Here is a 25,311-nt window from a genome sequence, read left to right as displayed (position 1 = left end):
AAGGAAGGGAGGATTCGTCATGCCTAAAGTAGCACTATTAAACCAAAGCGGCTCTCAAGTAGGCGATGTGGAGTTGAGCGATGCGGTATTCGGCATCGAGCCAAACACACACGTACTGCATGAAGCTGTTGTAATGCAGCGCGCTTCATTGCGCCAAGGAACACACAAAGTAAAGAACCGTTCTGAAGTTAGCGGCGGTGGACGCAAACCATGGCGTCAAAAAGGTACAGGCCGTGCACGTCAAGGTTCCATCCGTTCCCCGCAGTGGGTTGGCGGCGGAACAGTATTCGGTCCGACACCACGCAGCTACAGTTACAAACTTCCAAGAAAGGTACGTCGTCTTGCACTACGTTCTGCGCTTTCTACTAAAGTAAACGACGAGAACGTAATCGTATTGGATTCTCTTTCCTTCGACGCTCCAAAAACGAAAGAAGCAGTTAATATGCTGAAATCTTTGGATGTCGATGCGAAAGTATTAATCGTTACTGCAGATGATGACCAAAACGTAACGCTATCAACAAACAACATTCCTACTGCGAAGACTGTTACAGTTGAACAATTGAATGTTCTTGATTTGCTAGCGCATGACAAGCTGATCCTGACGAAGGAAGCAGCTGAAAAAGCAGGGGAGGTGCTTGCATAATGAAAGACGCACGTGATATCATTAAGCGCCCTGTCATTACTGAACACTCTGCCGACCTTATGGGAGAAAAGAAATACACGTTTGAGGTAGAACCTAAAGCCAACAAAACACAAATCAAGCATGCCGTTGAGGAAATCTTCGGTGTAAAAGTTGAGCGTGTGAACACGTTGAACCTTAAAGGTAAATTCAAACGTATGGGTCGTTATGGCGGCTACCGTTCTGACCGTAAGAAAGCAGTTGTCACTTTGACTGAAGACAGTAAAGAACTAGAATTTTTTGAAGGTGTTTAAATAAAACTTTTCAAGTGAAGGAGGGAAAAAACGATGGCGATTAAAAAGTTCAAACCAACTAGTAATGGTCGTAGAGGTATGTCAGGATCTGATTTCGTGGAAATCACTACTGACAAGCCGGAAAAATCCTTGCTTTCACCGCTGCATAAGCGTGGCGGCCGTAACAATCAAGGTAGATTAACAGTTCGTCATCAAGGCGGCGGTCATAAGCGTCAATACCGTATCATCGACTTTAAGCGTGACAAAGATGGAATACCAGGACGCGTTGCTACGATCGAATACGATCCTAACCGCTCAGCCAACATTGCTTTGATTCATTATGTTGATGGAGAAAAGCGTTATATCCTAGCTCCAAAAGGATTGGAAGTAGGAAATGAAATCATCTCAGGTGAAGGTGCAGATATCAAGGCAGGTAATGCCCTTCAGCTTAAAGACATTCCAGTTGGTACAATCGTACACAACATCGAACTTAAACCAGGACGCGGCGGCCAAATGGTACGTTCTGCAGGTGCCCAGGCACAAGTGCTTGGACGCGAAGACAAGTACACACTTGTTCGTCTGACTTCCGGAGAAGTTCGTCTGGTATTGAGCACTTGCCGTGCAACCGTCGGCCAAGTCGGCAACCTACAGCATGAGCTGATCAATATCGGTAAAGCGGGACGTTCTCGTCACCTAGGCAAGCGCCCTACTGTCCGTGGTTCTGTTATGAACCCTAGTGATCACCCACACGGTGGTGGTGAAGGACGCGCTCCAATCGGACGTAAATCACCAATGTCACCTTGGGGACAGAAGACTCTTGGCCTTAAAACTCGTAAACGCAACAAACCAACTGATAAATATATCGTTCGTAAGCGTAAAAAATAACGGGGTTGAACGACGGGGGATGAAACCCGTCTCTCAATCACGAAGGGAGGTTTATGTATGGGTCGCAGCCTAAAAAAGGGACCTTTCGTAGATGACCATTTGATGAATAAAGTTGAGAAATTGAACGAAGACGACAAAAAGCAGGTAATCAAGACTTGGTCACGTCGTTCTACTATTTTCCCTAATTTTGTCGGACACACAATCGCAGTTTATGATGGACGTAAACATGTACCTGTATATGTTACAGAAGACATGGTAGGTCATAAGCTCGGTGAATTCGCGCCATCCCGTACGTTCAAGGGTCACTCTGGCGACGATAAGAAAACAAAACGCTAATTGAGAGGAGGCACTCTACATGCAAGCTAAAGCCGTTGCAAAAACCGTTCGTATTGCTCCTCGTAAAGTTCGCATTGTAATTGATTTGATTCGAGGAAAAAACGTAGGCGAAGCGATCGGTATTTTAAATAATACTCATCGTGGCGCTTCTCCGGTTGTAGAAAAAGTATTGAAATCTGCTATCGCTAATGCAGAACACAACTATGAATTAGATCCAGAAAGCCTATATGTTTCTGAGGCGTTTGTTAATGAAGGCGTAACAATGAAACGTTTCCGCCCGCGCGCTATGGGACGTGCAAGCCAAATCAATAAACGCACCAGTCATATCACAGTGGTCGTATCAGAAAAGAAGGAGGGATAATCAGTGGGTCAAAAAGTTAATCCGGTAGGTCTTCGTGTCGGCGTCATCCGCGATTGGGAATCCAAGTGGTACGCTGGAAAAGACTATGCAGACTTACTACATGAAGACATCAAAATTCGTGAATACGTGGAAAAACGTCTGAAGGATGCTGCCGTATCTACGATCGAAATCGAACGTGCAGCGAACCGTGTGAATATCACTATCCACACAGCTAAACCTGGTATGGTTATCGGTAAGGGCGGTTCTGAAGTAGAAGCACTTCGTAAATCCCTTAACGGTCTTACTGGCAAGCGGGTTCACATCAACATTATTGAAGTGAAGAAGGCCGACTTGAATGCAACATTGGTTGCTGAAAATATCGCGCGTCAACTGGAGAACCGTATCTCCTTCCGTCGTGCTCAAAAACAAACTATCCAACGTGCTATGCGTGCAGGAGCAAAAGGTATCCGCACACAAGTTTCTGGACGCCTTGGCGGAGCAGACATCGCACGTGCTGAACATTACAGTGAAGGAACTGTACCACTTCACACACTTCGTGCAGACATCGACTACGGAACTGCAGAAGCAGACACCACTTACGGTAAACTGGGTGTTAAAGTGTGGATCTATCGTGGAGAAATCCTTCCAACTAAAACCAACAACAACTAAGGAAGGGGGAAAAGCATTATGTTAATGCCTAAACGTGTTAAGTATCGTCGTCAACACCGTACCAGCTTGAAAGGCCGCGCAAAAGGCGGAACTTCCGTAGCTTTCGGTGAATATGGATTGCAAGCTGTAGAGCCTGCATGGATTACAAGCCGTCAAATCGAGGCAGCGCGTATCGCGATGACTCGTTACATGAAACGTGGCGGTAAGGTTTGGATTAAAATTTTCCCTGACAAACCTTATACTGCTAAGCCCCTAGAGGTCCGTATGGGTTCCGGTAAAGGTGCTCCTGAAGGATGGGTCGCAGTAGTAAAACCAGGGAAGATCATGTTCGAGATTGCCGGTGTGTCTGAAGAAGTTGCTCGCGAAGCGTTGCGTCTTGCTTCTCACAAGCTGCCGATCAAGACTAAATTTGTAAAACGTGAAGAAATTGGTGGTGAAATCAATGAAGGCTAATGAAATCAGAGAATTAACCACTGCCGAAATTGAACAAAAAGTTAAATCTTTAAAAGAAGAACTTTTTAACCTGCGTTTCCAGCTGGCAACAGGTCAACTTGAGAACACTGCACGCATCCGTGAAGTTCGCAAGTCCATCGCTAAAATGAAAACCGTTGTCCGCGAAAGGGAACTAGGCGTAAATAACTAATAGTCGAGAGGAGGTTACCCTCATATGAGTGAACGTAACAATCGTAAGGTTTACACAGGCCGCGTAGTATCTGACAAGATGGATAAAACCGTTACGGTATTGGTCGAAACTTATAAATTCCACAAGCTATATGGCAAACGTGTTAAATATTCTAAGAAATTCAAAACTCACGATGAGAACAACCAGGCTAAAAATGGCGACATCGTACGTATCATGGAAACTCGTCCGCTATCCGCTACGAAACGTTTCCGTCTAATCGAAGTCGTTGAAGAATCAGTGATTATCTAAACAAAGTTCGCTCGGATTGATTCCGAAGGGAGGTTACAGTGATATGATCCAACAAGAGAGTCGTTTAAAAGTTGCAGACAACTCTGGAGCTCGTCAAATCCAGGCAATCAAAGTATTGGGCGGTTCTGGTCGTAAAACTGCCAATATCGGTGACGTCATCGTTGCTAGTGTGAAACAAGCAACACCAGGAGGCGTTGTCAAAAAAGGTGAGATAGTAAGAGCGGTTATCGTACGTTCAAAGAGCGGTGTTCGCCGTAAAGATGGTTCTTACATTCGTTTCGATGAGAACGCAGCAGTAATCATCCGTGATGACAAAGGACCACGTGGAACTCGTATCTTCGGACCGGTTGCTCGTGAATTGCGTGATGAAAAGTTCATGAAAATCGTATCTCTAGCTCCAGAAGTACTATAAAGAATGAATCGTGTCGTTAAGGAGGTGCGTCAAGCATGCATGTGAAAAAAGGCGATAAAGTTATGGTCATTTCCGGTAAGGACAAAGGCAAGCAGGGTTCTATCCTTGAAGCATACCCGAAGAAAGAACGTGTACTTGTTGAAGGCATCAACATCGTAAAGAAACACGCCAAGCCTTCTCAAGACAATCCACAGGGCGGTATCCTTAACCAGGAAGCACCGATCCATGTGTCTAATGTGATGCCGATCGATCCGAAGTCCGGCGAACCAACTCGTGTCGGATACAAGGAAGAAAACGGAAAGAAAGTTCGTATCGCTAAAAAATCTGGTGAAGCGTTAGATAAATAATTAGCGACGAAAGGAGGGCCAAACGATGAACGAACTAAAGAAACAATATCAAGAAGAAGTAGTCCCATCATTGATGGAAAAATTCAATTATGATTCTGTCATGCAGACACCAAAAGTTGAGAAGATCGTTGTCAATATGGGTGTCGGTGATGCAGTTCAGAATGCGAAAGCACTGGATACTGCTGTTGAAGAACTATCACTAATCACTGGGCAAAAGCCAGTGGTGACTCGTGCGAAAAAATCAATCGCTGGCTTCCGCCTACGTGAAGGAATGCCGATTGGTGCCAAAGTCACCCTGCGCGGCGAGCGTATGTATGAATTCCTACAAAAATTGATTGCTGTTTCCCTGCCACGTGTACGTGACTTCCGTGGTATTTCAAAGAAAGCTTTTGATGGACGTGGAAACTATACGCTTGGTGTTAAAGAGCAATTGATTTTCCCAGAGATCAACTATGATAAGGTCAACAAAGTGCGTGGAATGGATATCGTTGTAGTAACTACAGCGAACACGGATGAAGAAGCGCGTGAACTCTTAGCTCAGTTTGGCATGCCGTTTCAAAAATAGTGAGCTAACAAAGGAGGGAAAATTGTGGCTAAAAAATCAATGATTGCAAAGCAAAAACGTCCGCAAAAATATAAAGTACAGGAATATACACGTTGTGAGCGTTGTGGCCGACCACATTCTGTACTACGCAAATTCAAACTTTGCCGTATTTGTTTCCGTGAACTTGCATATAAAGGACAAATTCCTGGCGTCAAAAAAGCTAGCTGGTAAAGCCCCGACAGGGAAGGAGGTAAAGAGTTATGACAATGACAGATCCAATTGCAGATATGCTAACGCGTATTCGTAACGCGAACATGGTACGTCACGAGAAGCTAGAACTTCCAGCTTCTAACGTTAAAAAGGAGATCGCTGATATCCTTAAACGTGAGGGTTTTGTGCGTGATTTCGAATATGTAGAAGACAACCAACAAGGTGTACTACGTATTTTCTTGAAATATGGACAAAACGAACAGCGTGTAATCACTGGACTGAAACGTATCAGTAAACCAGGACTTCGCGTTTACGCAAAAGCTGACGAACTTCCAAAGGTTCTTAACGGCTTGGGCGTGGCTATCGTATCAACTTCAAAAGGTGTATTGACTGATAAAGAAGCACGTGAGCAGGCCATCGGCGGCGAAGTGCTTGCATACGTCTGGTAATCCTAAAGAGAAGACAGGAGGTGCAAAAGTATGTCTCGCGTAGGTTTTAAAACATTAGAAATCCCAGAAGGTGTTGAAATCAAAAACGATAACAACACAATTACTGTCAAAGGTCCTAAAGGGGAGCTTACACAAACTTTCCATGAGGACATGACGATTAAAATCGAAGATAACGTTCTTACTGTTGAGCGCCCAAGCGACAACAAAGAGCATCGTGCTTTGCACGGAACTACACGCAGCTTGATCGGAAACATGGTTGAAGGAGTTTCCAAAGGCTATGAAAAGGGCCTTGAAATCATCGGTGTAGGTTATCGTGCGGCAAAGCAAGGTAATAAAGTAACTATCAACGCTGGTTATTCCCACCCAGTGGAAGTTGAACAGCGTGACGGCATCGAAATCGATGTTCCATCAAACACGAAGATTGTCATCAAAGGTATTGATAAAGAACTAGTTGGTGCAGTTGCTGCCAACATCCGTGCGATCCGCCCGCCAGAGCCTTACAAAGGTAAAGGTATCCGTTATGAAGGCGAATATGTACGTCGTAAAGAAGGTAAAACTGCTAAATAAGGTTCAATAGGGAACAGAAAGGAGTGACCTGGATGATCACTAAGGCTGATAAAAACGCGGTACGTAAGAAAAGACATGCACGTGTACGCCGTACCATTACCGGGACTGCAGAACGTCCACGTCTGAATGTATACCGTTCTAACAACCACATCTATGCGCAGCTGATTGACGATGAAAGCCAAACAACTGTAGCGAGCGCATCCACTAACGATAATGGATTTGATCTTGATACCACAGGCAACGTAGAAGCTGCCAAGCGTGTCGGGCAACTTGTCGCTGAGCGTGCACAGAAGAATGGTTTCAAAAATGTCGTATTCGATCGTGGCGGTTACTTGTATCATGGACGTGTTAAAGCATTAGCAGAAGCCGCTCGTGAAGCCGGCCTGGAATTTTAATCGTTAAAGGAGGGACATATATGCGTACAAATATCGACCCTAGTAAACTAGATTTAGAAGAACGCGTGGTAACGGTCAACCGTGTCGCAAAAGTAGTTAAAGGTGGACGTCGTTTCCGCTTTGCTGCATTGGTTGTCGTTGGAGATAAAAATGGTCATGTCGGATTCGGTACTGGTAAAGCCCAAGAGGTACCAGAAGCAATCAAGAAGGCCATTGACGATGCGAAGAAAAACTTGATCAACGTACCAGTAGTAGGAACAACTATTCCACACGAAATCCATGGACAATTCGGTGCAGGGAACATCCTGCTGAAACCAGCTGCAGAAGGTACTGGAGTTATTGCAGGCGGTCCTGTACGTGCCGTGCTTGAACTTGCTGGTGTAGGTGACATCCTATCCAAATCACTAGGATCCAACACACCAATCAACATGGTCCGTGCTACTATCAACGGCCTAAGCGAGCTTAAGCGTGCTGACGAAGTAGCTAAGCTCCGTGGAAAGTCTGTAGAAGAACTGTTAGGATAAGGAGGGAAATCACATGGCTAAAAAGTTGGAAATTACCCTCACGCGCAGTGTTATCGGCAGACCTGAAGACCAACGTCTTACTGTCAAAACACTAGGCTTGAATAAAATCCGTCAATCAGTGGTCCTTGAAGACAACCCATCCACTCGTGGAATGGTCAATAAGGTATCCCACCTGATTGCTGTGAAAGAAGTAGAATAAATCTAGCGCAAAGAGGAGGTGCTCGCATGAAACTACATGAATTGAAACCATCAAAAGGTGCTCGTAAAGAACGCAACCGTGTTGGTCGTGGTATGGCAACAGGAAATGGTAAAACATCCGGCCGTGGACACAAAGGTCAAAAAGCCCGTTCCGGCGGCGGTGTACGTCCAGGATTCGAAGGTGGACAAATGCCACTTTTCCAACGCCTTCCTAAGCGTGGATTCACAAACATCCACCGTAAGGAATTCACTATCGTCAATCTTGATGCCCTAAACCGTTTTGATGAAGGCACGGAGGTAACTCCAGAGCTTTTACTTGAAGAAGGCGTAGTCAGCAAGGTTAAAGCTGGTGTCAAAATTCTTGGTAATGGCTCCATCGAGAAAAAATTGACAGTGAAAGCTCATAAGTTCTCTGCTTCCGCTAAAGAAGCAATTGAAGCAGCGGGCGGTCAAACTGAGGTGATTTAATGTTCCGGACAATCTCCAACTTTATGCGCGTGGGTGATATTCGGCGGAAAATCATTTTCACTTTGTTGATGCTGGTCATCTTCAGGTTCGGGACATTCATTCCCGTACCATTCACTAATAAAGATGCCATCAACTTTATGGATGAACAGAATGCCTTCGGTTTTCTAAACACATTCGGAGGCGGGGCATTACAGAACTTCTCCATTTTTGCAATGGGAATCATGCCTTACATCACTGCTTCCATCATCATGCAGCTGCTGCAGATGGATGTAGTACCGAAGTTCACCGAATGGAAGAAACAAGGGGAAGTGGGCCGCCGGAAATTAGCTCAGTTTACCCGCTACGGCACAATCGCCCTTGCATTCATTCAGGCGATTGGGATGTCGATCGGGTTCAATGCCATGACGCAAGGTCAATTGATCCAAAATCCTGGCATTGGCAAATTTGCAGTCATTGCGCTGGTACTGACTGGCGGTACAGCGTTTTTAATGTGGCTAGGTGAGCAGATTACCGCGAATGGGGTTGGAAATGGAATTTCCATCCTGATTTTTGCCGGTATCGTTGCTGCCATTCCTACAGGGGTTAACCAATTATACGATAAGTATTTTTCGGACCCGGGGAATCAGCTGTTCATCAATCTGGTCATTGTTGGAATCATTGCACTTGTCATTATTGCAGTGGTTGTTGGTGTCATTTTCATCCAGCAGGCTCTGCGTAAGATTCCAGTCCAGTATGCCAAACGTCTGGTGAATCGTTCACCAGTAGGCGGTCACTCTACGCATTTACCGATAAAAGTGAATGCTGCCGGAGTAATCCCGGTGATTTTCGCAATTTCCTTCATCATTGCGCCTCGTACGATTGCAGGCTTTTTTGAAGGCAGCGAAATCGCCAGTACGATTGAATATATTTTCGATTACCAGAACTGGCCTGGTATGATCATCTACGTTGCATTAATCATCGCCTTCACTTACTTCTATACATTTGTGCAGGTCAATCCGGAACAAATGGCTGAAAACCTGAAGAAGCAAGGCGGTTATATCCCTGGTATCCGTCCAGGGCAAAACACGGAAACGTATTTGACGCGAGTCATGTATCGTCTAACGTTCGTCGGCTCCATATTTCTTGCAGCCGTATCGATATTGCCGATCATACTCGGATCGATTGCGGAACTGCCACCTACCATTCAAATCGGCGGTACCAGCTTGCTGATCGTTGTAGGGGTAGCCCTTGAAATGATGAAACAGTTGGAAAGTCAATTAGTAAAACGCCATTACAAAGGTTTTATTAAATAATCATCCGCATAAAAAAGTAAGGATGATGAAGATGAGAGAGAGGGGAAAACGTTGAATTTAATTCTGATGGGTCTTCCTGGTGCCGGTAAAGGCACACAGGCTGAAAAGATAGTCGAAAAATATAACATCCCTCATATCTCAACTGGAGATATGTTCCGTTTAGCTATCAAAGAAGGAACTGAACTTGGCAAGGAAGCTAAATCCTATATGGATGAAGGCGAATTGGTCCCTGATGAGGTGACCATCGGAATCGTTCGGGAACGATTGAGCAAACCGGATTGCGAGAAAGGATTCCTGCTGGATGGTTTCCCTAGAACCATCGCACAGGCGAAAGCCCTGGAGGATCTTTTATCAGATATGGATGAAACACTGGATTATGTCCTTCATATTGATGTTCCGACAGATCAATTGGTCGAACGGCTGACCGGCAGACGTGTCTGCCCGACATGCGGCGCTACTTACCATGTCCTTTACAATCCGCCAAAGGTGGAAGGGAAATGTGATAAGGATGGAACCGCACTGATTCAGCGCGAAGACGACCAGCCGCAGACAGTCCGAAAGCGTCTCGATGTAAATATGGAGCAGACCCAGCCAATGCTGGACCTTTATAAGGACAAAGGCTATTTGGTAACGATCCAAGGAAATCAGGATATCAACAAAGTGTTCGAAGACATCGATGAAAAACTTGGAGGACTTACAAAATGATTATCTGCAAGACACCACGGGAAATTGAAATCATGCGTGAAGCAGGCAGAATTGTTGCCTTGACGCACCGGGAACTGGAAAAACACATCCAACCAGGTATCACAACTGGCAAATTGGACCGTATTGCTGAACAGTTTATCAGCAGTATGGATGCAATTCCTTCCTTTAAAGGGTATAATGGTTTCCGTGGTAGTATTTGCGCATCTGTCAACGAAGAACTTGTTCATGGAATTCCCGGTGACCGGGAGCTTCATGAAGGAGATATCATCAGCATTGATATCGGTGCAAAATACAATGGGTACCATGGCGATTCAGCCTGGACCTACCCAGTCGGAAAAATTGATGAGGGAACAGCTGATTTGCTGAAAGTTACGGAAGCTGCATTAGGCAAAGGACTTGATGAAGCAAAACCAGGTGTACGCCTTTCAAATATATCTCATGCCATCCAGCGTTATGTCGAGCCATTCGGGTATTCCATTGTCCGTGAGTATGTGGGCCATGGAGTCGGCCAGGAATTGCACGAGGATCCTCAAATCCCGCATTATGGCCCGCCGAATAAAGGCCCGCGCTTAAAACCTGGTATGGTATTGGCTGTAGAACCTATGGTTAACGCAGGAAAAAGGTATGTTAAGACACTTGCAGATAATTGGACGGTAGTCACACAGGATGGTAAAATGTGTGCGCATTTTGAACACACCATCGTCGTTACGGAAGAAGGTTATGAGATTTTAACCAAAGCCTAAGTGAAGGTGATCGTTATTGAACGAAACTGAGTCGAGTCCGCGAATAGGTCAAGTTGTTCGTATTGTACAGGGACGAGAGGCAGGTCAGTATGCATTGATCATCGGTTTGCTTGATGAGCGCTTTGCACTGCTTGCTGATGGGGAGAAGCGAAAGTATGATCGACCAAAGAAAAAAAATCTGCAGCATGTTGAGCTGATGGATTTCGTCTCTCCAGAAGTCCAAAACAGCCTTCTAGAAACTGGTCGCGTCACAAACGGCAAAATCCGTTTTGCCCTTACTAAATTTCTCAATGAAGTAGTGACTGATTTGAAGAAGGGAGATCAACTCGATGGCGAAAGACGATGTAATTGAAGTGGAAGGTACCGTCGTTGAAACCCTGCCGAATGCTATGTTCAAGGTAGAGTTGGAAAACGGCCACACCGTACTGGCACACGTATCCGGTAAGATTCGCATGCATTTCATCAGGATCTTGCCTGGCGACAAAGTGACGGTTGAACTTTCCCCGTATGATTTGACAAGAGGACGAATTACGTACCGTTATAAATAGCATGGAATGCTCCGATAAAAGGAGGTATGGATCATGAAGGTAAGGCCTTCTGTAAAACCAATTTGTGAAAAATGCAAAGTTATCCGTCGTAAAGGTAAAGTAATGGTAATTTGTGAAAATCCGAAGCACAAACAAAAACAAGGTTAACTCTGAAGGAGGTGCACGTAGCTTATGGCACGTATTGCAGGTGTAGATATTCCTCGTGACAAGCGCGTCGCGATTTCATTGACTTATGTCTATGGTATCGGTAAATCCGCTGCTAAAGAAATCCTGAATAAAGCTGACGTTTCTGAAAACACACGCGTCCGCGACTTGACAGAGGACGAACTAGCAAGAATCCGTAAAGCAGTTGAAGGCTATAACGTTGAAGGGGATCTTCGTCGTGAAGTTTCTCTAAACATCAAACGTTTGATTGAAATCGGTTCTTACCGTGGAATCCGCCACCGTCGCGGACTACCAGTTCGCGGTCAAAAGACCAAGAACAACTCCCGTACTCGTAAGGGACCACGTCGTACCGTTGCTAATAAACGTAAATAATCACTGACAGAAGGAGGTAAGTAAAACAATATGGCACGTAAAACTAACACTCGTAAGCGTCGTGTGAAAAAGAATATTGAAACTGGTATGGCTCATATCCGTTCCACTTTCAATAATACGATCGTTACTATCACCGATGTACAAGGAAATGCGGTCAGCTGGAGCAGTGCTGGTTCACTAGGCTTCAAAGGTTCCCGTAAATCTACGCCATTCGCAGCCCAAATGGCATCTGAAGCTGCAGCAAAAGCAGCTCAAGAGCATGGCATGAAAACCCTTGAAGTAACTGTAAAAGGACCTGGAGCTGGTCGTGAAGCTGCAATCCGTGCACTTCAGGCAGCAGGTCTTGAAGTTACAGCTATCCGTGATGTTACACCAGTACCTCACAATGGCTGCCGCCCACCAAAACGTCGTCGTGTATAACTTTTCTGTATAGAATTTGTCACCCTGTCTATAATGGGTTATGATAGCTATTTAAACAGCATCGCGTAAAAACAGACAGTAAGAACGATAATTGTTCTAAATCGGGGACTGCCTACCTGAGGAATTTCGGTTAGACGAATGGTCTAACCGGGGTTTCGACGTTTTGAAGGAGGGTTTTGTTGAATGATCGAAATTGAAAAGCCAAAAATTGAAACGGTTGAAGTCAGCGAAGATGCCACTTTTGGTAAGTTCGTTGTTGAACCGCTCGAACGTGGGTATGGTACAACACTAGGTAACTCCTTACGTCGTATCCTATTATCCTCGCTTCCTGGCGCTGCTGTAACTTCTGTTCAGATTGAAGGGGCACTCCATGAATTTTCAACGATTGATGGGATTGTTGAGGACGTTACTACTATCATCCTTAACTTGAAAAAGCTTGCTTTGAAAATTTATTCTGAGGAAGAAAAGACACTGGAAATCGATGTACAAGGAGAAGGAAAGGTCACTGCTGCTGACATCACCCATGATAGTGATGTAGAAGTGCTGAATCCGGACATTCACATCGCCACTCTAGGACCAAACGCCAGCCTGCAAATGCGTATTACTGCTGAGCGTGGCAGAGGTTATCGCCCTGCAGAAGGCAATAACCACGAAGATCTTCCGATTGGAGTAATTCCGGTGGATTCCATTTTCACGCCGGTCGCACGTGTCACTTACCAAGTGGAAAACACTCGTGTAGGTCAAACTTCTAATTTCGATAAATTGACATTGGATGTCTGGACAGACGGAAGCATTCGCCCAGAAGAAGCTGTATCTTTAGGGGCTAAAGTCTATATGGAACATCTCAACATCTTTGTCGGCCTGACAGACGAAGCTCAAAAGGCTGAAATCATGGTCGAGAAAGAAGAGGACCAAAAAGAAAAAGTTCTCGAGATGACTATTGAAGAACTTGACCTGTCTGTACGTTCCTACAATTGCTTAAAGCGTGCAGGAATCAATACAGTGCAGGAACTTGCTCATAAATCTGAGGAAGATATGATGAAGGTGCGTAACCTTGGACGTAAATCACTTGAAGAAGTGAAGTATAAATTAGAAGAACTCGGCTTGGGTCTTCGTAAGGACGATTGATCGATAGATGACATCTTTAGAGAATCCTAATTAAGGGAGGGATAATCAATGGCTAGAAAACTGGGTCGTACAACGGATAAGCGCTTGGCGCTCCTTCGTAACCTGGCGACTGATCTAATCATTCATGAACGAATTGAAACGACTGAGGCAAAAGCGAAAGAGCTTCGTTCTGTCGTTGATAAAATGATCACACTTGGCAAGCGTGGCGATCTTCATGCACGCAGACAGGCAGAATCATATCTTTATGATGCAACTGCTGATGAAGAAGGAGATCAAACAGCACTACAAAAACTATTTTCTGATATCGCTCCACGTTATGAGGATCGTCAAGGCGGATACACTCGTGTGTTGAAGCTGGGCGAACGTCAAGGCGATGGTGCAAAAATGGCGATCATCGAACTAGTTTAATCATTAAAATTGGTGCAAAAGGGCAGGACGGAATCTCAGCTAGAGGTTGGTTCCAGCCCTTTTTTATTTTTAAAAAGGCTTTAAGATATATTAATGTGAGCGGAAATTGCCTGCTTATTTTCCAAGTGGCAGCAGCACATTCCAAAGCCTTCATTTCCCGGCATAACGCAGCTTTATAAAAGTCTTGCTGGATATGACTGGGGAATCCGTACCGATTGATAACTTTGATTTTTACATTCCTCGCGGTAATCGACAGTATTCCCCGGGAAATAATACAAGGAAATGGAGAGGAGGAGCAGCATTTGCAGCATTTTATCGAATTCAGAAACGTATCATTCCGCTATCGGGAAGACCATCCATGGGTACTGAAAAATGTCAGCTTTCATATCGGTTCCAACGAGTGGCTGGCGATCATTGGTCATAATGGTTCGGGGAAATCTACGATTGCGAAGCTGATGAATGGGCTGCTCCTTCCTCAAACAGGGGAAATCTTTGTAGATGGCATGCCTGTCAATGAAAATACCATCTGGGATGTCCGTAAAACTGTAGGTATGGTTTTTCAGAATCCAGATAACCAGTTTGTCGGCACGACTGTCAGAGACGATGTCGCTTTTGGTATGGAAAACCACGGACTTCCAAGAGAAGTGATGCTGAAGAGAATTGAAGAAAGCCTGCAAGCAGTCGGAATGAGTGAGTATGAACGCCATGAGCCCCATCGTCTTTCAGGAGGGCAGAAACAGCGTGTCGCGATAGCGAGTGTACTTGCAGTTTCTCCGGAGCTCATTATTTTAGACGAGGCAACTGCCATGCTGGATCCAAGAGGAAGACGGGAAATAATGGAGACGATTCGTGAGGTGCAAAGGAAACGAAGCTTATCGCTGATTACTATCACCCACGATTTGAATGAAGTTACTCAGGCAGATCGTGTGATCGTCATGAATGAGGGTGAAACATGGATGGAGGGTGTACCACGAGACATCTTCGCTCAGAAAGACGCACTACAAGATATTGGCTTAGATACTCCCTTTGTGACCAAACTGGCTGCCGAGCTTAGCGGTGCTGGTCTGGCAATGCAGCGTGAGCCACTCAATCACCAGGAGTTACTGGAGGATTTATGGACATTACATTCCAAGATGTAAGTTATATCTACCAACCGAATTCACCTTTTGAATTCCGGGCATTAGAAGACATATCCTTCCATATTCCGTCAGGTTCCTTTGTTGCGGTCATAGGCCATACAGGCTCGGGGAAATCTACCTTGATTCAACATTTGAATGGGCTCGTTCGACCGACAAACGGGGAAGTGATTGTAGGCAGCCATTCGATGAAGGCGGGGGAGAAGACGAAAGATTTAAAAGATTTGAGAGAAAAAGTGGGTGTCGTTTTTCAATATCCTGAGCATCAGCTGTTTGAAGAAAATGTAGAAAAAGATATCGGTTTCGGCCCATTGAATTTCGGTGTGAAAGAAGAAGAAATTAAGAGGAGGACAAGGGAAGCAATCCAGGCTGTCCAACTGCCGGAGGAACTGCTGGATCGTTCTCCGTTTGACTTGAGCGGTGGCCAGATGCGCCGTGTAGCTATAGCTGGTGTCCTTGCTATGAGCCCGGATGTCCTTGTTTTGGATGAGCCTACAGCAGGACTTGATCCACGCGGACAACGGGAAATCATGGAGATGTTTCACCGTCTTCATAAGGAGAAGAGACTAACCACTGTACTAGTCACTCATAGCATGGAAGATGCCCTACGGTATGCAGACCATGTCATCATACTCAACCACGGAAAGAAGTTCATGGAAGGCCAGCCGAAAGAAGTATTCGTTAACGAGAAAGAGCTGCGTGAGGTCCAATTGGATGTGCCGGAAGTTATTCAATTCCTGAACAAGCTTGAGCAGCGGTTGGGGAAAAAAGTACCCTATCATGGCCAGACGATAACGCAATTAGCAAAGGAATTAGCTGCTGTGGTAAAAGGGAGGGAGGCCCATGAGTAGTAACATGATCATCGGCCAATATGTCCCTGGCAATTCGGTGATTCACCATCTGGATCCCCGGACAAAAATCACCATCATTTTTTTCTTTGTGCTGATCGTGTTCTTTGCTAATTCTGTTATGAGCTATGGCTTATTGACCGTTTTTTCCCTTGGCAGTGCACTCTCGACACGAATTCCGGTAAAGTATCTGGTCAAAGGCCTGACACCTGTCTGGTTCTTGATTCTTTTTACATTTATTCTGCATTTATTCGTTACAAAGGAAGGTACTGTCTTATTCAGTATTTTGACGCTTGATGTATACTCCGGAGGCCTTATCCAAGGTTTGTCTTTATCCTTACGTTTTTTCTTATTGATTTTAGTCACGTCCTTGTTAACGCTCACGACTACTCCGATTGCCATTACAGATGCGATTGAGGATATGCTTGGGCCATTGAAAAAGTTCCGATTTCCGGTTCATGAACTGGCCTTGATGATGTCGATATCTCTAAGATTCATTCCCACACTTATGCAGGAAACAGAAAAGATATCAAAAGCTCAGGCCTCACGTGGTGTCGATTTTAAAACAGGCCCGATCAAAGACCGTGTCAAAGCAATCGTTCCATTGCTAGTCCCATTGTTCGTCAGTGCCTTCAAACGAGCAGAAGAGCTTGCAATGGCGATGGAAGCAAGAGGGTACCAGGGCGGAGAAGGCAGGTCAAAGCTTAGAAAGTTACAGATCAGCAGGCTGGATATCTACAGCTTCATTGTATTCGGCCTGGTTATCTTCGGTTTATTTTTAACGCGGAGTTAGGGTGGAGGAGTGCTTGTGAAAAAACTGAAATGCATTGTCCAATATGATGGAACAGCATTTTCCGGCTATCAGGTACAGCCCGACAGCCGTACTGTCCAATCCGAAATTGAATCTGCCCTTACCAAACTTCATAAAGGGCAAATAGTTAAAATCACCGCTTCCGGGCGTACCGATGCAGGCGTCCATGCCCTTGGACAAGTCATTCATTTCGAAACAGACCTCGATATTCCTTTAGAGGGCTGGAAAAGAGCATTGACTGCCACCCTTCCTGCTGATATCCGAATTTCTGAAGTCTATTTTGTTGATACCTCTTTCCATGCTCGTTACGACACGACCGGCAAAGAATATCATTACCACATCTGGAATGCCGGTGAGCCAGACCTGTTCCGCAGGCTGTACAGTTACCACTTTCCTTATGAACTGGATATCAAGGCAATGAAGAAGGCGTGCAGCTATTTAGAGGGTGAACACGATTTTACTTCCTTTTGTGCTGCAAGGAGTGGCGTGAAAGGGGATAAGATCCGTACGATCATGAAAGCCGATATTGAAAAAAGAGGCGAAGAGCTGATTTTTATCTTTCGGGGCAGCGGCTTTTTATACAATATGGTACGGATTCTGGTCGGTACACTCCTTGAAGTTGGACAAGGGGAAAGGGAGCCCGAAGACATGCTCGATATCATTGCCCGGAAGGACCGAGACGCAGCTGGGAAAACAGCACCGCCGCACGGGCTTTTTCTCTGGAAAGTGTACTATTAAAAAACTCTTTATATCAGGGATTAAAAAAACAACTTACCCTGGTGTAACATTTGCTTGACAATCATGGTGTAAGTATTATAATATGTTCTATGGCATTTTATTTCTATACCACGATTAGCCCCGGAAACTAATCGTATCGAGATAAATGAAAAAGCTCTGTGAAACATTTAAACAATTCAGGAGGGAAACCGACATGCGCACAACTTTCATGGCTAATGAAGGTAACGTTGAACGTAAATGGTATGTTGTGGATGCAGAAGGCAAAACACTTGGTCGTCTATCAAGTGAAGTAGCTTCCATCCTTCGCGGAAAACATAAACCGACTTATACACCACATTTCGATGCTGGTGATCACGTAATCATCATCAACGCAGAAAAAATTGAACTTACAGGTAAAAAGCTTAATGATAAAATTTACTACCGTCATTCCAACCACCCAGGTGGTTTGAAATCACGTACGGCGAACGAAATGCGTACAAAATACCCTGAACAAATGCTTGAACTAGCAATCAAGGGTATGCTTCCAAAAGGCAGCCTAGGACGCAAAATGGGTAAAAAACTGCACGTGTATGCTGGCCCAGAGCATAAGCACGAAGCACAACAACCAGAAGTTTACGAACTTCGCGGATAATTCAAAGGAGGTAATGAATAGTGGCACAAGTACAATACAATGGCACTGGCCGTCGTAAAAAGTCAACTGCACGTGTCCGCCTTGTACCAGGTAACGGCCGTGTAGTAGTCAACAACCGCGATGCGGAAGACTACTTCCCATATGAAACCCTTCGTACGATTCTTAAGCAGCCCCTTGCTGTAACAGAAACTGAAGGTAACTATGACGTATATGTCAACGTCGATGGTGGTGGATTCACTGGTCAAGCTGGTGCAGTCCGTCATGGTATCGCTCGCGCATTGCTGCAAGCGGACCCTGAATACCGCACACCGTTGAAGCGTGAAGGATTGCTTACTCGTGACAGCCGTATGAAAGAACGTAAGAAATACGGTCTTAAAGGCGCTCGTCGTGCACCACAATTCTCTAAGCGTTAATATTATCAATCAAAAATGTCTCTGGTCTATAATGGACCAGAGGCTTTTTTATATTTTAAGAAAGTTTAACTTTATTAAAGGATTAAAGTATAAGTAAAACGAAGGCTTTCGCCATAAGGACTTGGCGATAAGCCAAGTTTTTCTTATTTAGGAGGGATAATGTGCCACACCCCAAAAAGGTACTTGTATCATTTAGTGGAGGGAAAGACTCCATGCTTAGCCTTCATTATATGCTGTCTAACCCGGCATATGAGGTCGTCGGGCTTTTTACGACGATTCAGGCAAAGGACAGACGCACAGTCATTCATGGATTGAGAGAAGAAGTCCTGGACTTTCAGGCGGAAGCAATCGGATTGCCGCTCCAGAAAGTACATTTACCTGATGGATGCAGCAATGCCCTATATGAAGAACTGATGGCAAAGGAGATGCAAAGAGCCAAAGAAAAAGGTGTCACAGCAGTCGTCTTCGGAGATATCCACTTAGAGGATATCCGGGTCTACCGGGAAGAGAATATGGAAAAAGCCGGAATGGAGGCAATTTTTCCGTTATGGGGAAAAGATACGAAGCAGCTGATGGAAGAATTTATTTCTCTTGGCTATGAGACCTGGATGACCACCATTGATAATAATGTGCTGGAGGAAAAGCTCCTTGGCAAAAGTCTTGATATGGACCTGCTTAAAGAGCTTCCGGACCATGTGGATCCCTGCGGTGAAAATGGCGAGTTCCATACCGTTGTTGTGGACGGACCGATTTTTAAGCAGCATCCCGGCACTCTCAGATCAGTTGATAAAATTGTTCAGTTTGATCGGTTTGTAACCATTGATTTTCGTGTTGACCGGAAAAAAGAACAGAATTAAACACTGCTTACGTACGAGCATATTTTCTTATCTTGTCCCATATAGTTGAAAAAGAGAGTAATTGGGAGAGGGTGGGGAGACGTGTTCCATCGTCTGAAAGTGTTTGTATGGTTATGTGGCTTGGCCTTGCTGGTTTTTTTGATTGCATATCCGATCCAGGAGACAATGGATACGTGGCAGACGTGGTCCCTTCCGCTTGCGGGGGAGGAGATCGTCCTTGACCCTGGCCATGGAGGGCCTGATGGCGGAGCAGTAGGTGCTGATGAAACACTGGAAAAAGATATTGCGTTAAAAGTGTCTGAGTATCTGCGGGATTATCTGCAGCAGGGCGGTGCCCTCGTGTATATGACAAGGGAAGATGATGCCGACCTTGCAGGTAAGGATACGAAAGGGTTGGCCCGTAGGAAATCGGAGGATATTCGTGAACGGGCAGAGTTTATCCAGGAGAAGGATGCTGACCTTTTTTTAAGTATTCATCTGAACGCCATTCCGTCATCCAAGTGGCATGGCGCCCAGACGTTCTATTATCCGGAACTGGAAGAAAACAAGCATCTCGCCAAGTTCATTCAAGCAGAAATCAAACGCAATTTGGAAAATACGGAAAGGGAAGCACTGGCTATCAACGGAGTTTATGTATTGAAGCATGCCCATACTCCGGGAGCTTTGGTCGAAGTCGGTTTCCTGTCGAATCCTCATGAAAGGGAGCTCCTGAAAACAGACAGCTACCAGCGGAAAATGGCTGCCTCAATCTATGAAGGAATCCTTCGTTATGTGAGTGAAAAGGAATTTCCGGAAGCGGAATAGATAAAGCCCCATCCTTTGATGTAGATCACTTAGATGCTGTATCATATATGTTATACTGGCATTGATGGAACAATTCAAAGGATGGTGAATCATCGTGTTGACGAAAGAAGACGTTACTAAGTTACTTCATCCGGTAGAAGATCCGTTTTTACATAAAACGTTAGAAGAGACAGGTGGAGTAGAAGAGATTACGATTAAGGAAGAGAAGAACCATGTCAGCGTGAAGGTTGGCATTGCCAAGACCAACACAGCTGAACAGATGCAAATGCAGCAGGAGATTGTCAATATATTGAAGGGAGCAGGTGCTGCCACAGTCGGCTTGCGCTTTACCCAGCTTCCTGACGAAGTGATAGAAAAGTATCAGGAGGATGCTCATAAAGCTCAGGAAGCATCTTTGCTTGGCGGCCAGACAGATACGACCTTCATCTCAATTGCGAGCGGAAAGGGCGGTGTCGGTAAATCTACGGTCACCGTCAACCTGGCAATCGCACTTGCCCGCTTGGGTAAAAAAGTCGGGATTATCGACGCTGATATTTATGGTTTCAGTGTGCCGGACATGATGGGAGTCGAAGATCGCCCTGTCGTTCGCGGTGAAAAAATCCTTCCAGTAGAACGGTTTGGTGTCAAAGTTATTTCTATGGGATTTTTCGTTGAAGATAATTCACCGGTCATCTGGAGGGGACCGATGCTTGGCAAAATGCTGACAAGCTTCTTTAAGGAAGTCGAATGGGGAGACCTTGACTACCTATTGCTCGACTTGCCTCCGGGTACAGGAGATGTGGCGTTGGACGTACATTCCATGCTTCCTTCCTCCAAAGAAATCATTGTGACCACTCCGCATCCGACAGCAGCGTTTGTAGCTGCACGTGCCGGGCAGATGGCCATCCAGACAGAGCATGAGATACTTGGTGTTGTAGAAAACATGGCCTATTTCGAAAGCCAGCTTACAGGGGATAAAGAATTCGTCTTCGGTAAAGGGGGCGGCAGCAAGCTGGCAGAGCAGCTTAAGACAGAGGTGCTTGGCCATATCCCGTTGCGTCAGCCTTATGAAGAAGAAGATATCTTCGCTCCTTCTGTTTACCAGGAGGACCACCCGACTGGTCAGATTTATCGGAATGTGGCAGCTAAAGTAATCGATAAAACGACCTGAATAAAAAGATCACGCTGAACCATTATGGTCTGCGTGATCTTTTTTAGTGTTTAATGAAAATAGGAAGTGCGCCAGTGCCTGCCCTCTCGAAGTCTTAAGTAAATCTATGTGAAGCTAGACTGACTGCTTTAGCTTTTGTTCTTAGGTTCCGCCTCCGCCGCCGCCACTGCTGGCATTTCCGCCGCCAGTGTCTCCACCTTGACCGCCGCTTTGCTGAGTTTGAGAGCCTTGTTCCTGCTGCTGGCCTTCTCCAGATTTCATTTTTTCAGCAGCCTTCAACAATGTTTCGGTCATCTTAGCCTTGAATACCGGACTTTCCAGTGTCTCCTGGATTGTTTTTTCTAAATGGGACCGGAATTTCTGACCTTGCATGACGCTAAGCATTTGATCCATCATTTCCGGGTTTTGGTAAATTTCAATCATCAGTTTCTGGTATTCTGAATCCTTCATTAACCCTTTCATCAGTTCTTTCTGTTCTTTTTGTATGGATTCAGAGAACCCTTTTATAAATTTAGGATCGGAAAACATTTTGTTCCAGAACTGTTTTCCTTTTTCAGAGGTGAGGGCTTTATTGACTGCTTCACTGACAACCTGGGATTCAAGAGCCATTGACTGTTGCATCTTCTCATCTGACAATACTTCTGTTATCGCTTTTTTGCCATCATCAGACTTCAATATATCGACTACCATCTTTTTAGTGGTATCATAATCGGCTTGCTCGCTGCCAGAGGAATTCCCTGCACATGCCGTAAGAATAAGTGCAAATAATCCTATGAACAAGAAGCTTCGTTTCATGGACATTTGGGATGTCCCCTTTCTTTGTTCTATATATTAGTTAATATGGTACGGAGAAAGAAAAATATGCGCTGACCTTTATGAAAAAAGCGTTGCTTCATGGTAAAATACGATAGGTACGGTCTCAAAAGCTGTATTGTGAATTTTTAACTTTATTTGATTTTTTAGGAGGAACGATTGTGACTAGTCGTAAATGGGTGCGATTGTTTTTGACGACCTTGCTGCTCGGCGGTGTCATAACATTGCTCGTCAGCTTTGTTGTTAAAAGTGAGGCGTATACAAAAGTATTACAACCATTCGATTTTTTCGAATTAATAGGGGTATTATTATTCTTTTCTGGCTTAGGATTTATTTTCAGTATTATCAGCCAGATGGGATTTTTCGCTTATTTAACCGTTCATCAATTTGGCCGGGGCATGTTCAGGGGTTTTTGGCCTAGCATGCAAATTTTCCTTATTGTATTTACCCTGTTTGATTTAGTGTACTTCCGTTATCAGGCAGCGGAAGAAAGTGCAGGGATTTGGCCATATCTGATGACTGCACTTGCATTACTGGTTATCGCTGCCATCGTTTCCTACATAAAAATGAAGGAGACAAATAAGCATGCTTTCGTGCCTGCACTGTTTTTCATGGTTGTCGTTACCACGATCGAGTGGGTGCCGGCACTTCGTTCTGACGGTCAGGATTATGTATGGATGATGATCCTTCCATTACTCGCATGCAACACTTATCAGCTGTTACTGCTTCACCGATTAACTGAAAAGAAAGCATAAAAAAACGGAGTGCCAGAGCACTCCATTTTTTATGTCTAGGAAATTTTAATAATGGATGTTTAGGGTAACCTTTTGCAGAGACCTTCCTTCAGCACCAGCGCCTACCCCCTCGACGAACCTTTCTGTGGCAAAGAACGCCACGGCGAGTCTTGGCTAAACAGTGTCGCTGGTGGACAGGCGCACTTTGTCAAAGGATAAAGTATAAGTAAAACTAAGGCTTTCGCCATAAGGACTTGGCGGCGAATTAATTTATTTCTTTGGCTTTTGTTTCGCTTCCGGCAATCAGGTCAGATATCCGAACCAGCTTTAGCCCTTTCCCCTTCAGACCAGGGAGAATGGTTTCCAATGCTTTCGGGGTTTGTTTTACGGAATCAGAGGCATGAAGCAGAATGATATCTCCTTTGGAACTTTCTGACATGACCTGATTTACGATCTCTTTTGTACCAGGATTTTTCCAATCATGGGGATTGACACTCCACTGAATGACATCAAATCCTTTGTCATCGGCAATTTTCAATACTTCTTTATTAAACTGGCCATGAGGCGGCCGCAACAGCGTTACATTGTCGTATCCTAGCTTGGCAAAAATCTGCTTTGCATACTCCAAGTCTTTCCGAATCTGTTCAGGCTCCTGCTCCAAATAGCTGATATACCGATAACCCATCATTCCAATCTCATGCTCGCCCTCATTGATTTTCTTTAAAAGATCCGGATGCCTTTCTGCCCATTCTCCACTGACAAAAAATGTTGCCTTCACCTTATGTTCAGCCAGCTTAGCCAGCACATCATTCACTTTCTCCGTCCCCCAGCTGATGTTGAAGGTAAGCGCTGCTGCAGCCCTGCTGTCATCTCCTTTGCTTAAGGCTTGTGGGCCATCGTCACTTGTAAAAACAGCTTTTGAATTTAATTGTCCAAGCCAAATGAATAGCGCACAAAATAATGCCAGTAGGACAATAATGAAATACTTCTTGATTTTTTTCATTTGCCACGTAAAAAAATGCACAAGTATCCTCCTCTTTCCAGATGGACTTGCTTCATTCTATGATGCAAACGCCCAAGCTATTCAACAGAACCCAAATATAATAAAAGAAACATTTACGGGAACAATGAAAAAAATAATGACTACGAGGTGATTACGCATGCATGGTTTATTGATAAGTGAAATGGAAAGGGAAGAAATGGAGTACCTTTTAAAAAGAGAGCTGGAGGAATTAATATTTGATTTAGAAGACCACCGTATCGACAAAATGGTCAAACAAGCTATGCAAGAGCGGTACACGTTATTATTCAACTTTTTTAAGCGGATTGCCCCTCATACAGAATGTTTAAAATACATGCCCCGGAAGAAAAAACAACAGTAGGAAATATGTTATAGTCATTGTAGAAATTTTGTTAGCAGGGAGTGGGGAGCATGAAACAAATAAGCGGTATACTTTTTGATTTAGATGGGGTTATTACAGATACAGCGGAATACCACTATAAAGCATGGAAACAACTTGCCGATGACCTTGACATCCCTTTCGATCGGGAATTTAACGAAAAACTCAAAGGGATCGGCCGGATGGAATCCTTGGAATTGATCCTTCAACACGGAAACAAACAGCTGACGGCGGAAGAAAAAGAACGCCAGGCAACGAAAAAGAATGAACATTATAAACAAATGATTGAATTGATTACTCCAGCGGATATTTTGCCAGGGGTATTGGAATTCATGAATGAAATCAAAGATGCAGGTGTAAAAACAGCTTTAGCCTCTTCTAGTAAAAACGCCCAGGCTGTCATAGAGAACCTGGAAATCACCCATCTGTTAGATAGCGTCGTTAACGCGGCCGAAATCAAAAATGGCAAGCCGGCCCCTGAAATTTTCCTGAAAGCAGCTGATCAGCTTGGATTATCATCCGAAAATTGCGCAGGAGTAGAAGATGCCCAAGCTGGGGTTGAAGCTATCAAAGCTGCAGAAATGTTTGCGGTGGGTGTTGGCGATCAGAAAGCATTGAAAAAAGCAGATTGGGTGGTAGAGGATACTAGTCAGCTGGATTTCAAGGAACTACAGCAAAAGTTCGCCGAAGCAAGAAGTTAAGAAGGACACAACAAGGTGTACCTTCTTTTTTATTGAAAAAATATATAAAAGTTATTGCGCAACATTCTTAGGTATGCTATATTATTTTTTGTGCCAGAAAAACAAACACTCTTCTTAAAAAGTTATGAAAAAGATTTTTTGAAAAGATTGTTGACATCATTTCTCGGCCATGATATATTAATATTCGTCGCAAAAACGACACAGACAAACTTTTGATCTTTGAAAACTGAACGAACCAACCAGTACGTCAATTCGATTTCTTCATTATATGAGGAAATCAAACAACGCACGAATGAGTGCACAATGA

44 protein-coding genes are annotated in these 25,311 nt (G+C 44.5%); 41 read left to right on the top strand and 3 right to left on the bottom strand.

The window, feature by feature from the left end:
- Positions 1-19 precede the first annotated feature (19 nt).
- The 38 genes from rplD to JOC33_RS19560 all read left to right on the top strand — a co-directional run bounded on the left by rplD (position 20) and on the right by JOC33_RS19560 (position 21,356).
- Positions 20-643: a 50S ribosomal protein L4 gene (gene rplD, locus JOC33_RS19745; protein WP_205094457.1), complete on the top strand. Its 624-nt coding sequence runs from the start codon at positions 20-22 to the stop codon at positions 641-643.
- Positions 643-933, top strand: coding sequence for a 50S ribosomal protein L23 (gene rplW, locus JOC33_RS19740; protein ID WP_205094455.1), 291 nt, complete (start codon positions 643-645; stop codon positions 931-933). Before rplD ends, rplW begins: the two co-directional genes overlap by 1 nt.
- Positions 934-966: 33 nt before the next feature.
- Positions 967-1,797: a 50S ribosomal protein L2 gene (rplB, locus tag JOC33_RS19735; protein WP_205094453.1), complete on the top strand. Its 831-nt coding sequence runs from the start codon at positions 967-969 to the stop codon at positions 1,795-1,797.
- Between the two features lie 57 nt (positions 1,798-1,854).
- Positions 1,855-2,133: a 30S ribosomal protein S19 gene (gene rpsS / locus JOC33_RS19730; protein WP_205094451.1), complete on the top strand. Its 279-nt coding sequence runs from the start codon at positions 1,855-1,857 to the stop codon at positions 2,131-2,133.
- Positions 2,134-2,152: 19 nt separating this feature from the next.
- Positions 2,153-2,494 carry a 50S ribosomal protein L22 gene (gene rplV / locus JOC33_RS19725; RefSeq protein ID WP_205094449.1) on the top strand — a complete coding sequence of 114 codons (342 nt, stop codon included), beginning with the start codon at positions 2,153-2,155 and terminating at the stop codon, positions 2,492-2,494.
- Between the two features lie 3 nt (positions 2,495-2,497).
- Positions 2,498-3,142 (top strand): 30S ribosomal protein S3, encoded by a 645-nt coding sequence (rpsC, locus tag JOC33_RS19720; RefSeq protein ID WP_205094447.1) that lies wholly within the window; start codon positions 2,498-2,500, stop codon positions 3,140-3,142.
- Between the two features lie 18 nt (positions 3,143-3,160).
- A complete protein-coding gene (gene rplP / locus JOC33_RS19715; RefSeq protein ID WP_028781720.1) occupies positions 3,161-3,595 on the top strand; it encodes a 50S ribosomal protein L16 in 435 nt (144 codons plus the stop codon).
- The gene (gene rpmC / locus JOC33_RS19710; RefSeq protein WP_093046744.1) at positions 3,585-3,785 is read left to right on the top strand and encodes a 50S ribosomal protein L29; all 201 of its coding nucleotides are present in this window, start codon (positions 3,585-3,587) and stop codon (positions 3,783-3,785) included. Before rplP ends, rpmC begins: the two co-directional genes overlap by 11 nt.
- 24 nt (positions 3,786-3,809) lie before the next feature.
- Complete coding sequence (gene rpsQ / locus JOC33_RS19705) at positions 3,810-4,073, top strand: 30S ribosomal protein S17 (RefSeq protein WP_205094445.1); 264 nt, start codon at positions 3,810-3,812, stop codon at positions 4,071-4,073.
- A 43-nt stretch (positions 4,074-4,116) separates the two neighbouring features.
- Positions 4,117-4,485 (top strand): 50S ribosomal protein L14, encoded by a 369-nt coding sequence (rplN, locus tag JOC33_RS19700; RefSeq protein ID WP_205094443.1) that lies wholly within the window; start codon positions 4,117-4,119, stop codon positions 4,483-4,485.
- A gap of 35 nt (positions 4,486-4,520) precedes the next feature.
- Positions 4,521-4,832: a 50S ribosomal protein L24 gene (rplX, locus tag JOC33_RS19695; protein WP_205094441.1), complete on the top strand. Its 312-nt coding sequence runs from the start codon at positions 4,521-4,523 to the stop codon at positions 4,830-4,832.
- A gap of 25 nt (positions 4,833-4,857) precedes the next feature.
- A complete protein-coding gene (gene rplE / locus JOC33_RS19690; RefSeq protein ID WP_205094439.1) occupies positions 4,858-5,397 on the top strand; it encodes a 50S ribosomal protein L5 in 540 nt (179 codons plus the stop codon).
- 24 nt (positions 5,398-5,421) lie between these two features.
- Entirely contained in the window at positions 5,422-5,607 is a 186-nt protein-coding gene (locus tag JOC33_RS19685; RefSeq protein ID WP_082411863.1) for a type Z 30S ribosomal protein S14, read from the top strand.
- 29 nt (positions 5,608-5,636) lie between these two features.
- A complete protein-coding gene (gene rpsH / locus JOC33_RS19680; protein WP_205094437.1) occupies positions 5,637-6,035 on the top strand; it encodes a 30S ribosomal protein S8 in 399 nt (132 codons plus the stop codon).
- Between the two features lie 30 nt (positions 6,036-6,065).
- Entirely contained in the window at positions 6,066-6,602 is a 537-nt protein-coding gene (gene rplF, locus JOC33_RS19675) for a 50S ribosomal protein L6 (RefSeq protein ID WP_205094435.1), read from the top strand.
- Positions 6,603-6,634: 32 nt separating this feature from the next.
- Positions 6,635-6,997, top strand: a complete 363-nt coding sequence (rplR, locus tag JOC33_RS19670) for a 50S ribosomal protein L18 (protein WP_205094433.1) — start codon at positions 6,635-6,637, stop codon at positions 6,995-6,997.
- 20 nt (positions 6,998-7,017) lie between these two features.
- Positions 7,018-7,521 carry a 30S ribosomal protein S5 gene (rpsE, locus tag JOC33_RS19665; RefSeq protein WP_205094431.1) on the top strand — a complete coding sequence of 168 codons (504 nt, stop codon included), beginning with the start codon at positions 7,018-7,020 and terminating at the stop codon, positions 7,519-7,521.
- A 13-nt stretch (positions 7,522-7,534) separates the two neighbouring features.
- Positions 7,535-7,720, top strand: coding sequence for a 50S ribosomal protein L30 (gene rpmD, locus JOC33_RS19660; RefSeq protein WP_205094429.1), 186 nt, complete (start codon positions 7,535-7,537; stop codon positions 7,718-7,720).
- Positions 7,721-7,746: 26 nt separating this feature from the next.
- The gene (gene rplO / locus JOC33_RS19655) at positions 7,747-8,187 is read left to right on the top strand and encodes a 50S ribosomal protein L15 (RefSeq protein ID WP_205094428.1); all 441 of its coding nucleotides are present in this window, start codon (positions 7,747-7,749) and stop codon (positions 8,185-8,187) included.
- Entirely contained in the window at positions 8,187-9,479 is a 1,293-nt protein-coding gene (gene secY / locus JOC33_RS19650; RefSeq protein WP_205094426.1) for a preprotein translocase subunit SecY, read from the top strand. Before rplO ends, secY begins: the two co-directional genes overlap by 1 nt.
- 51 nt (positions 9,480-9,530) lie before the next feature.
- Positions 9,531-10,184 carry an adenylate kinase gene (locus tag JOC33_RS19645; RefSeq protein ID WP_205094424.1) on the top strand — a complete coding sequence of 218 codons (654 nt, stop codon included), beginning with the start codon at positions 9,531-9,533 and terminating at the stop codon, positions 10,182-10,184.
- On the top strand, positions 10,181-10,927 hold the full coding sequence (gene map, locus JOC33_RS19640) for a type I methionyl aminopeptidase (RefSeq protein ID WP_205094422.1): 747 nt from the start codon (positions 10,181-10,183) through the stop codon (positions 10,925-10,927). Before JOC33_RS19645 ends, map begins: the two co-directional genes overlap by 4 nt.
- A 16-nt stretch (positions 10,928-10,943) precedes the next feature.
- Positions 10,944-11,279 carry a KOW domain-containing RNA-binding protein gene (locus tag JOC33_RS19635; RefSeq protein WP_205094420.1) on the top strand — a complete coding sequence of 112 codons (336 nt, stop codon included), beginning with the start codon at positions 10,944-10,946 and terminating at the stop codon, positions 11,277-11,279.
- Entirely contained in the window at positions 11,257-11,475 is a 219-nt protein-coding gene (gene infA, locus JOC33_RS19630; RefSeq protein ID WP_003178377.1) for a translation initiation factor IF-1, read from the top strand. Before JOC33_RS19635 ends, infA begins: the two co-directional genes overlap by 23 nt.
- Before the next feature lie 33 nt (positions 11,476-11,508).
- Entirely contained in the window at positions 11,509-11,622 is a 114-nt protein-coding gene (rpmJ, locus tag JOC33_RS19625) for a 50S ribosomal protein L36 (protein WP_003156543.1), read from the top strand.
- A 24-nt stretch (positions 11,623-11,646) separates the two neighbouring features.
- Positions 11,647-12,012, top strand: coding sequence for a 30S ribosomal protein S13 (gene rpsM / locus JOC33_RS19620; RefSeq protein ID WP_205094418.1), 366 nt, complete (start codon positions 11,647-11,649; stop codon positions 12,010-12,012).
- Between the two features lie 30 nt (positions 12,013-12,042).
- The gene (gene rpsK / locus JOC33_RS19615) at positions 12,043-12,432 is read left to right on the top strand and encodes a 30S ribosomal protein S11 (RefSeq protein ID WP_205094416.1); all 390 of its coding nucleotides are present in this window, start codon (positions 12,043-12,045) and stop codon (positions 12,430-12,432) included.
- 183 nt (positions 12,433-12,615) lie between these two features.
- Positions 12,616-13,560 carry a DNA-directed RNA polymerase subunit alpha gene (locus JOC33_RS19610; RefSeq protein WP_205094414.1) on the top strand — a complete coding sequence of 315 codons (945 nt, stop codon included), beginning with the start codon at positions 12,616-12,618 and terminating at the stop codon, positions 13,558-13,560.
- Positions 13,561-13,608: 48 nt separating this feature from the next.
- Positions 13,609-13,968, top strand: coding sequence for a 50S ribosomal protein L17 (gene rplQ / locus JOC33_RS19605; protein ID WP_205094412.1), 360 nt, complete (start codon positions 13,609-13,611; stop codon positions 13,966-13,968).
- Between the two features lie 302 nt (positions 13,969-14,270).
- The gene (locus tag JOC33_RS19600) at positions 14,271-15,107 is read left to right on the top strand and encodes an energy-coupling factor ABC transporter ATP-binding protein (RefSeq protein ID WP_205094410.1); all 837 of its coding nucleotides are present in this window, start codon (positions 14,271-14,273) and stop codon (positions 15,105-15,107) included.
- Positions 15,083-15,955: an energy-coupling factor ABC transporter ATP-binding protein gene (locus JOC33_RS19595; RefSeq protein WP_205094408.1), complete on the top strand. Its 873-nt coding sequence runs from the start codon at positions 15,083-15,085 to the stop codon at positions 15,953-15,955. Before JOC33_RS19600 ends, JOC33_RS19595 begins: the two co-directional genes overlap by 25 nt.
- Positions 15,948-16,745, top strand: coding sequence for an energy-coupling factor transporter transmembrane component T family protein (locus JOC33_RS19590; RefSeq protein ID WP_205094406.1), 798 nt, complete (start codon positions 15,948-15,950; stop codon positions 16,743-16,745). The genes JOC33_RS19595 and JOC33_RS19590 overlap by 8 nt, the downstream gene beginning before the upstream one ends.
- Positions 16,746-16,760: 15 nt before the next feature.
- Positions 16,761-17,501, top strand: a complete 741-nt coding sequence (truA, locus tag JOC33_RS19585) for a tRNA pseudouridine(38-40) synthase TruA (RefSeq protein WP_205094405.1) — start codon at positions 16,761-16,763, stop codon at positions 17,499-17,501.
- 193 nt (positions 17,502-17,694) lie between these two features.
- Complete coding sequence (rplM, locus tag JOC33_RS19580; RefSeq protein ID WP_205094403.1) at positions 17,695-18,132, top strand: 50S ribosomal protein L13; 438 nt, start codon at positions 17,695-17,697, stop codon at positions 18,130-18,132.
- Positions 18,133-18,152: 20 nt separating this feature from the next.
- Positions 18,153-18,545 carry a 30S ribosomal protein S9 gene (gene rpsI / locus JOC33_RS19575; RefSeq protein WP_205094401.1) on the top strand — a complete coding sequence of 131 codons (393 nt, stop codon included), beginning with the start codon at positions 18,153-18,155 and terminating at the stop codon, positions 18,543-18,545.
- A 161-nt stretch (positions 18,546-18,706) separates the two neighbouring features.
- Positions 18,707-19,402, top strand: a complete 696-nt coding sequence (locus JOC33_RS19570; RefSeq protein WP_205094400.1) for a Dph6-related ATP pyrophosphatase — start codon at positions 18,707-18,709, stop codon at positions 19,400-19,402.
- 81 nt (positions 19,403-19,483) lie between these two features.
- Positions 19,484-20,206 (top strand): N-acetylmuramoyl-L-alanine amidase CwlD, encoded by a 723-nt coding sequence (cwlD, locus tag JOC33_RS19565; RefSeq protein WP_205094398.1) that lies wholly within the window; start codon positions 19,484-19,486, stop codon positions 20,204-20,206.
- 94 nt (positions 20,207-20,300) lie between these two features.
- The gene (locus tag JOC33_RS19560; RefSeq protein WP_205094396.1) at positions 20,301-21,356 is read left to right on the top strand and encodes a P-loop NTPase; all 1,056 of its coding nucleotides are present in this window, start codon (positions 20,301-20,303) and stop codon (positions 21,354-21,356) included.
- A 141-nt stretch (positions 21,357-21,497) separates the two neighbouring features.
- Here the strand turns inward: JOC33_RS19560 and gerD are convergent, their stop codons facing one another.
- Positions 21,498-22,157: a spore germination lipoprotein GerD gene (gene gerD, locus JOC33_RS19555; RefSeq protein WP_338054565.1), complete on the bottom strand. Its 660-nt coding sequence runs from the start codon at positions 22,155-22,157 to the stop codon at positions 21,498-21,500.
- 173 nt (positions 22,158-22,330) lie between these two features.
- Between gerD and JOC33_RS19550 the strand changes: the two genes are divergently transcribed.
- Positions 22,331-22,924, top strand: coding sequence for a KinB-signaling pathway activation protein (locus JOC33_RS19550; protein WP_205094395.1), 594 nt, complete (start codon positions 22,331-22,333; stop codon positions 22,922-22,924).
- 244 nt (positions 22,925-23,168) lie between these two features.
- Here the strand turns inward: JOC33_RS19550 and pdaB are convergent, their stop codons facing one another.
- The gene (gene pdaB, locus JOC33_RS19545) at positions 23,169-23,927 is read right to left on the bottom strand and encodes a polysaccharide deacetylase family sporulation protein PdaB (protein WP_338054564.1); all 759 of its coding nucleotides are present in this window, start codon (positions 23,925-23,927) and stop codon (positions 23,169-23,171) included.
- A 136-nt stretch (positions 23,928-24,063) separates the two neighbouring features.
- On the opposite strand from pdaB, the gene JOC33_RS19540 reads away from it, so the two are divergent.
- Both JOC33_RS19540 and pgmB read left to right on the top strand, forming a co-directional pair.
- Complete coding sequence (locus tag JOC33_RS19540; protein ID WP_205094393.1) at positions 24,064-24,285, top strand: hypothetical protein; 222 nt, start codon at positions 24,064-24,066, stop codon at positions 24,283-24,285.
- A gap of 50 nt (positions 24,286-24,335) precedes the next feature.
- Entirely contained in the window at positions 24,336-25,004 is a 669-nt protein-coding gene (gene pgmB, locus JOC33_RS19535) for a beta-phosphoglucomutase (protein WP_205094391.1), read from the top strand.
- 122 nt (positions 25,005-25,126) lie between these two features.
- On the opposite strand, the gene JOC33_RS19530 is transcribed toward pgmB, so the two are convergent.
- Positions 25,127-25,311, bottom strand: a 185-nt coding sequence (locus tag JOC33_RS19530) for a hypothetical protein (RefSeq protein WP_205094389.1), incomplete at its 5' end; no start/stop codon positions are given.

Source organism: Thalassobacillus pellis, from assembly GCF_016908295.1.
Taxonomy (GTDB): domain Bacteria; phylum Bacillota; class Bacilli; order Bacillales; family Halobacillaceae; genus Thalassobacillus; species Thalassobacillus pellis.
Note: the sequence above shows the minus strand (reverse complement) of the source record. Positions and strands in the feature narration are given on the sequence as shown.